We start from the raw sequence: 7257 nt of genomic DNA, 5'->3' as shown, positions 1-7257 counted from the left end.
GGCGGGTGGGGCGCCCCGACAGCGCCCCACCCGCCCCTCCCGGGCCGGCTCACGGTCAGTCGATGTCGCTGCCCGGGCCGATGATCTTGATCCGGTCCTGCGCCGGGGCCTGGAGCGGCGAGGCCGCCGAGCTGTGGGCGCTCAGGTAGGTCGCGAAGACGTCCAGGTCCGAGGCGCCGACCAGCTTGTCGGTGCCGGCCGCGAAGGCCGGGAAGCCGTCGCCGCCGCCGGCCAGGAACTCGTTGGCCGCGACCCGGTAGGTGGCGGCCGGGTCGACCGGGGCGCCGTTCAGCCGGACCGAGTCCAGGACCACCCGGTCCGCGCCGGTCTTGCGCATGTCCAGGGTGTAGTGCAGGTTCGAGGACACCTGGAGGACCTTCGGCGCGGCGGCGTTGGAGCCGCTCACCTGCTGCTGGAGCAGCTGGATCAGCTGGGCGCCGGTCAGCGTCTTGACCTGCATCATGTTGGTGAACGGCTGGACGGTGAACGCCTCGCCGTAGGTCACCACGCCGTCGCCCTCGCCGCCGGAGGCCTTGTGGACCAGGTCGGAGCGGATGCCGCCGGGGTTCATGAAGGCGACCTGCGCGCCGCCCTTGTCGGCCGGGGCGAGCCCGGCGAGCTGCGCGTCGGCGATCACGTCACCGAGCGGCTTCTCCAGGTCGCTGTTGCCGCGGCCGTTGATGTCCGAGGCGATGTAGCCGATCGGACGGTTGGCGATCGGGGCGGCCAGCTTGGAGTAGCGGTCGACCAGCGCCGTCATGTCGGGCGCCTTCTCGACCGTGCGGCGCACCACGTGGTTCTCGGCCTTGACCGAGGGGCGCACGATCTCGCCGGTGGTCTTGTCCAGCTTCATGTCGATCTCGGTGAAGAGCCGGCCGAAGGAGGCGGCACTGGTCACCGAACGCGGGACGCCGTTGGGGTCGGGGATGCTGCAGGCGTACGCGTTGTGGGTGTGGCCGGTGACGATGGCGCCGACCGCCGGGTCGATCTTCTTGGCGATGTCGACGATCGGGCCGGAGATGCCCTGGCCGGCCGCGCCGCAGTCGTAGTTGTAGACGCTGCTGGCCGGGTACCCGCCCTCGTGGATCAGCGCGACGATCGAGTTGACGCCCTTGGCCTTGAGCTCGGCGGCGTACTTGTTGATCGTGGTGACCTCGTTGGCGAACTTCAGGCCCTTGACGCCCTCGGCGGTCACGATGTTCGGCGTGCCCTCCAGGGTGACGCCGATGAAGCCGACCTTCACGCCCTGGGACTTGGTGATCCAGTACGGGGCCAGCAGCGGCTTGCCGGTCTTCTCGTCGGTGACGTTGGCCGACAGGTAGTTGAAGTTGGCGCCCTTGAAGGTGCGGCCGGGCTCGTAGCAGCCGTCGGTCGGGTGGCAGCCGCCGTCCTGCATGCGGCGCAGCTCCTGCGCGCCCTCGTCGAACTCGTGGTTGCCCACGGAGGTGACGTCCAGGCCGAGCTTGTCCATCGCCTCGATGGTCGGCTCGTCGTGGAAGAGCGCCGAGGTGAGCGGGCTGGCGCCGATGATGTCGCCGGCCGCGACGGTGATCGAGTCGTCGGCCGGGATGCGCGCCTTGCGCAGCTCGGTGGCCAGGTACTCGATGCCGCCGGCCGGGGTGGCGACCTCCTTGCCGGTGGCCGGGTCGATCTCCTTGATCGTGCCGGACGAACCGGCCGGGGGCTCCAGGTTGCCGTGGAAGTCGTTGATCGCCAGCAGCTGGAGGTTGACGGTCTTGTGGCGCTTGGCGTTGGCGTCGGCGGCCTGGGCGGCCGTCGGCACGACCACCGTGCCGAACAGACCTGCGGCGGCGACGACGGCGAGCGCCGTCCGTCGGGATCTGACGGTGAGCATGAAGGGTTCCCCTGCACCTTGGAAGGAGCACCGGCTGTGGACAGCATCGGCGTTCGAACATGTGTTGCGACTGCGAAGCCTAGGGTCAACGCGCGTAGCTGTCAGGACGTCGAACGTAACGAGAGGATTACCTACTGACGAACCGTCGCCGTCCGCCGGATGCGGAGAGCGTGCGGAAGAGCCCCGACGACCCCGTTCAGACGCCCGGTTCGGAAGCCAACTGCCGTTCCGCACGCACCCGTTCGGCCACCGCGTCCTCGGTCATCGCGCGGTCGGTGTAGACCAGCGGGCGCTCGGCCTCGGTGATGATGTGCTTGACCACCTGGACGTTGCCGTTGACGTCCCAGACCGCGATGCCCGGCGACAGGGTGGGGATGATCTCCACCGCCCAGCGCGGCAGGCCCAGCACCCGACCGGTGGCCCGCGCCTCCTCGGCCTTCTGCATGTAGATCGTCCGGGTGGAGGCCATCTTCAGGATCGCCGAGGCCTCCTTCGCGGCCGCGCCGTCCACCACGTCGGACAGGTGGTGCACCACCGCCACGAAGGACAGGCCGAGCCGGCGGCCGAACTTCAGCAGCCGCTGGAACAGCTGGGCCACGAACGGGCTGTTGATGATGTGCCAGGCCTCCTCGACCAGGAAGATGCGCTTCTTCCGGTCCGGCCGGATCCAGGTGTGCTCCAGCCACACCCCGACGATCGCCATCAGGATCGGCATCGCGATCGAGTTGCGGTCGATGTGCGAGAGGTCGAAGACGATCAGCGGCGCGTCCAGGTCGATGCCGTCGGTGGTCGACCCGTCGAACATGCCGCGCAGGTCACCGTCGACCAGCCGGTCCAGCACCAGCGCCACGTCCAGGCCCCAGGACTGCACCTCGTCCACCGCCACGCCCAGCGACTCCACCGACGACAGCTCGGGGCTGCGCAGGGTGTCGATGATGTCGTTCAGCACCGGCTGGCGGTCCTGCACCGAGGCCACCACATGGGCGTGCGCGGCCTTCAGCGCGAAGCCGGCCCGCTCCTCCAGCCCGCGCCCCATCGCCACCTCGACGATGGTGCGCAGCAGCGACAGCTGGCCGGTCTGGGTGATCGCCGGGTCCAGCGGGTTGAGCTTCACCCCGCCGTCCCGGGCCGCCATCGGGTCCAGCCGGACCGGCTTTATGCCCAGCGCGTTGGCGATCAGGTTCCACTCGCCCACGCCGTCCTCGCCCTGCGCGTCCAGCACCACGACCTGGCGGTCACGGAACCTCAGCTGCCGCAGCACGTACGTCTTCTCCAGCGCCGACTTGCCGTTGCCGGACTCCCCGAGCACCAGCCAGTGCGGGGCGGGCAGCTGCTGCCCGTACAGCTGGAAGGGGTCGTACACGTACCCCTTGCCGCTGTACACCTCGCGGCCGATGATCACACCCGAGTCCCCCAGCCCAGGGGCGGCGGTGGGCAGGTAGACGGCCTGCGCCTGGCCGGTGGAGGTGCGCACCGGCAGGCGGGTGGTCTCCACCTTGCCGAACATCAGGCTGGTGAACGCATCGGTGAGGTTGCCGAGCGCCATGGGCGGTCTCCTGACGGGTCAGCGGTGGACGGACGTGCGGGTGCGCGGGTGCGCGGGTGCGCGGGTGCGCGGGTGCGCGGGTGCGCGGGTCGGCCGGTGCGCTCAGCGGCGGATGCCGGTGGCGAACGGAAGGGTGTTGACGAAGGCCCGGTGGTGCTCGCGGTCGCACCACTCCAGCTTGAGGTAGCTCTTGCCGGCCGAGGCCCGGATGGTCCGCTTGTCGCGGGCCAGCGCGTCGGGGTTGCGCGAGGAGACCGTGATGTAGCCGACCAGGTTCACCCCGGCCGCGCCGGAGGCCAGGTCGTCACCGCGCTGGTCCACCCGGCCGGTGTGGGCCAGGTCGCGCGGGTCCACCGTGCGGTTCATCTTGGCCGCACGGCTGGCCTCGGCCTCGTCGTTGGTCTTCTCGGTCAGCATCCGCTCGATCGCGACGTCGGTGGGCTCCAGGTCCATCGTCACCGCCACCGTCCGGATCACGTCCGGGGTGTGCACCAGCAGCGGCGCCAGGAAGTTGACGCCCACCGGGGTGAGCGGCCACTCCTTGATCCACGCGGTGGCGTGGCACCACGGCTCCCGGGTCGCCGACTCCCGGGTCTTCGCCTGCAGGTACTGCGGCTGGGTCGCGTCCAGCTCGGCCGGCCAGGCGTTGCGCCGGGACATCGCCTGGATGTGGTCGATCGGGTGGTCCGGGTCGTACATCGAGTGCAGCAGCGAGGACAGCCGGGCCTGGCCCAGCGGCTGGCGCACCCGGATGTCCGCCTCGGCCAGCCGGGCGCAGATGTCCGTCAGCTCGCGCGCCATCACGGCCGCCAGCCCCTCGTCGTCCCGCGCCCGCCGCCCGGTGGCCGTCCGGCCCATCGCGTGCGCCTCGGCCGCCAGGTCACGGGTGTAGTGCATGCAGGCCACCAGGTACGCCCGGTGCTGCTCCGAAGAGGTCGACACCATCGACTGGAGCTGGTCGTACGAGTCCTGCAGCCAGCGCGGCGAGGACGAGTCACCGCGCCGCTCGACGTCCTTGGCGTGCGCGTCCGGGTCCGCCGGCAGGGTACGGGCCAGGATCTGCAACCGGGTCACGAAACCGTCCCCGTTGGCGACGTGCTTCAGCAGCGTCCCGAACCGGTCGACCAGGGCCTCCTGGTCCTCCGAGTCGCGCAGACCGACGCCCGGACCCTCGATCTCGATCGCGGCCGTCACCGTACGCCGCTCCAGGTGCATCAGCACCCCGACCTCGTCCGGCCCGAACGGCGCCGCCAGCCAGCGCAGCCGCCCCACCCCGGGCGGCGGGCCCACCTCCACCTCCCGGCCGTCCAGCCGGGTGCCGGCGTCCATCACGTCCGAACGCCACACCGCCCGACCGCTGCGGACCGTCCGACGGTAGGTGCGGTTGATCTCCACCCACTTGTAGAACGTCCGCTTGCGGTACGGCACGTACACCGCCGCGATGGCGAGCGCCGGCAGACCGACCAGACCACCGATCCGCAGCGGCAGGACCGGCATCAGCAGGCCCCAGAGCATGCCGAGGAAGGCCCCGAAGATGATCAGCACGATCTCGCCGGACTCCCGGTTCCGGCCGATCGGCGCGTTCGGGCGGGCCTTGCCGATCAGGTAGGTGCGGCGCTGGTGCACGTACGGCTGGGCGTACTGGGCACCGTACTGGCCGAGCGGTTCACTGCTCACTTACCCGTCACCCTCCCTTCGCTGGATTGCTGTCGCGGATCGGAACCGGGGCCTGCGGCGGCCCGCCCTGCGGCGGCGGGGACGGTGTCCGGCCCGCGTGGGCGGCGATGCCCGGCGCGACCGAACCGCCGCCCGCACCCCCGCCACCCGTGCCGGCCCCCTGCGGACCGCGGTCGCCGTGGGTGGTGATGCCCTGCTTCATCAGGTTCGCGGTGCCGTTGATCATCGCCGAACCGGCCTGCACGGCGTTGGCCCGGGCCCCGCGCATGTTCAGCAGCTCGTCGCCGAAACCCGGCACGAAGCGGTACACCGCGGCACTCGCGAAGATCGACAGGAACAGGATCGCCAACCCGGACAGCACCCGGGCGAAATCGTCGTCGGCCCCGGACCCCGTCGCCACCGCCCCCGCCAGGCCCAGGATGACCACGATGATCGGCTTCGCCAGATCCACCGCCAGCATCACGCCCGCCCAGCGCCGCACGTGCTTCCACAGCTGCCGGTCCACCAGCCCCGCGTACACCGCCGTCCCCAGCAGCGCGCCGACGTACAGCATCGCCGCCCGGATCAGCAGCTCGATCCAGAGCACCGCCGCCGCCAGCACCGCGACCAGCGACACGATCACCAGGATCAGCGGACCGCCGCCCACGTCACCCTTCTCCAGCGTGTCGGCGAACCCACCCAGGTACGACCCGGTGTCCGTCTTCGTCCCGACCGCTATCGCCTTGGTCAGCCCGTCCGTCACGCTCACCACGGTGAACAGGATCAACGGCGTGAACGCGGACGCCACCACCGTCAGCCACAGGAAGCCGATCGCCTCCGAGAACGCCGTCGTCAACGGCGCCCCCCGCACCGCCCGCTTCGCCACCGCCAGCAGCCACAGCACCAGCGTGATCACCGTCGACACGGCGAACACCACGGCGTACTGCTGCAGGAACGACACATTGGTGAAGTCCACCTGCGTCGTCCCGTCGATCGCCCCCGACAACTTCCGCACCACCCACGCCGCGGCCTGCGCACAGCTCTTGGCCAACGACCCGAGGGGGTCGGTCACGGCCCCGACGGTGCCGCTCCCGGGGAGGGAGCTCCCCCCGGGCTTGTCCACGCAGAGAATGCCGTTCCCTGAGATCGGCAGGTCAGGGCAATTGGCATTGGCGCTGGGCGTCGGAGTGGCCGTCGGCGAAGGCTCTGCGAACACCCGCTGGGCCGCCGACAGCGCCGCCACCTGCAAGGCGGCCAGCACACCGGCGAGGGTGCCCACACGGCGCCGTGTGCCGGAACGGCGTGAGGTCTGGTCAACGCGCAAAACGGAACCCCCCGAACTGCTGGACGGCGCCGGTGATCTCATCGGCGGTGGCGGCCTGCTGGTCTGCGGGCACCGGTGCGGGGCCCTGCCTGCTGGTGTAGTCGGTGAGCTTCCAGTCGCTGCCCGTCCAGTGCAGCGAGAGCGTGAGGGTGAACCAGTTGGTGGTCACCGGCTGGACGGAGCGTTCGCCGGCGAGGCCGGTGAGGCCGGTGCACCACACCTCGACCTTGGCGTCGCCTTCGCTGTAGCCCGTCGATTTAGTGCCGACCGGGACGGTGCGGCTGACGAAGGTGAGGCCCTTGGGCGCTCGGCCCTGGGCGTCGAGGCCGTAGCGGGTGGCGGTGTCGCCGCCGAAGCCCTGGTCCAGCCGGCTCTGGAGCCCGGCCAGGGCGCCCGGGTCGGCGATGGTGGCGACGATGCCGTGCCGGCTGTCAGTGCGGAACATGTCCGCGGAGCCGATCGCCACCGCGTAGTTGGTGGCGGCCGACTGGGCGCCCGGTTCGGTGTGCGCGTAGCCGGTCGGGATGCCGTTGACGGTGGTGCCGACGGGCTGGTCGCCGCTGGGGGCGGGGCCGGCGCCGGTGCCGGGTCCGGCGCGGTCGGCGGAGGAGCCGTCGCTGCCGGTACTGGTGCCGGGTGCGACGCGGTTGGCGACGGCGATGGCCACCACGAGCAGGGTGACGACGGCCAGGACGGCCAGCAGGGCGCGCAGCGGGCGGGTCTGACGGTGGTTCGACGTGGGGGAGGACTGTTCGCCGACCGGCAGGCGCGTACGGGTGCGCGGCTGGTCGTCGGACAACGGCACGGCGGCCCTCCTGGTGCGGGGAGCCGGGGCGGCTCCGGGGGCCCTCCGTCCGGGGGCGGGCGCGGACGGGG

At 71.3% G+C, this 7257-nt stretch carries 5 protein-coding genes; all 5 read right to left on the bottom strand.

Annotated elements, in window-relative coordinates; genetic code table 11:
* Positions 1–55: 55 nt before the first annotated feature.
* The 5 genes from ACIQOV_RS18710 to ACIQOV_RS18690 all read right to left on the bottom strand — a co-directional run bounded on the left by ACIQOV_RS18710 (position 56) and on the right by ACIQOV_RS18690 (position 7186).
* The gene (locus tag ACIQOV_RS18710; RefSeq protein WP_401049722.1) at positions 56–1855 is read right to left on the bottom strand and encodes a bifunctional metallophosphatase/5'-nucleotidase; all 1800 of its coding nucleotides are present in this window, start codon (positions 1853–1855) and stop codon (positions 56–58) included.
* Positions 1856–2051: 196 nt separating this feature from the next.
* On the bottom strand, positions 2052–3401 hold the full coding sequence (locus ACIQOV_RS18705; protein ID WP_359915075.1) for an ATP-binding protein: 1350 nt from the start codon (positions 3399–3401) through the stop codon (positions 2052–2054).
* A gap of 102 nt (positions 3402–3503) precedes the next feature.
* Complete coding sequence (locus ACIQOV_RS18700) at positions 3504–5078, bottom strand: SCO6880 family protein (protein WP_401049720.1); 1575 nt, start codon at positions 5076–5078, stop codon at positions 3504–3506.
* 7 nt (positions 5079–5085) lie between these two features.
* Complete coding sequence (locus tag ACIQOV_RS18695) at positions 5086–6336, bottom strand: hypothetical protein (RefSeq protein WP_401049718.1); 1251 nt, start codon at positions 6334–6336, stop codon at positions 5086–5088.
* Positions 6337–6370: 34 nt separating this feature from the next.
* A complete protein-coding gene (locus ACIQOV_RS18690; RefSeq protein ID WP_401049716.1) occupies positions 6371–7186 on the bottom strand; it encodes a hypothetical protein in 816 nt (271 codons plus the stop codon).
* Positions 7187–7257 lie beyond the last annotated feature (71 nt).

It is taken from the genome of Kitasatospora sp. NPDC091257 (assembly GCF_044757675.1).
Taxonomy (GTDB): domain Bacteria; phylum Actinomycetota; class Actinomycetes; order Streptomycetales; family Streptomycetaceae; genus Kitasatospora; species Kitasatospora lactacystinica.
The sequence above is the reverse complement of the archived record's forward strand: the minus strand, read 5'-3'. Positions and strand labels throughout refer to the sequence as shown.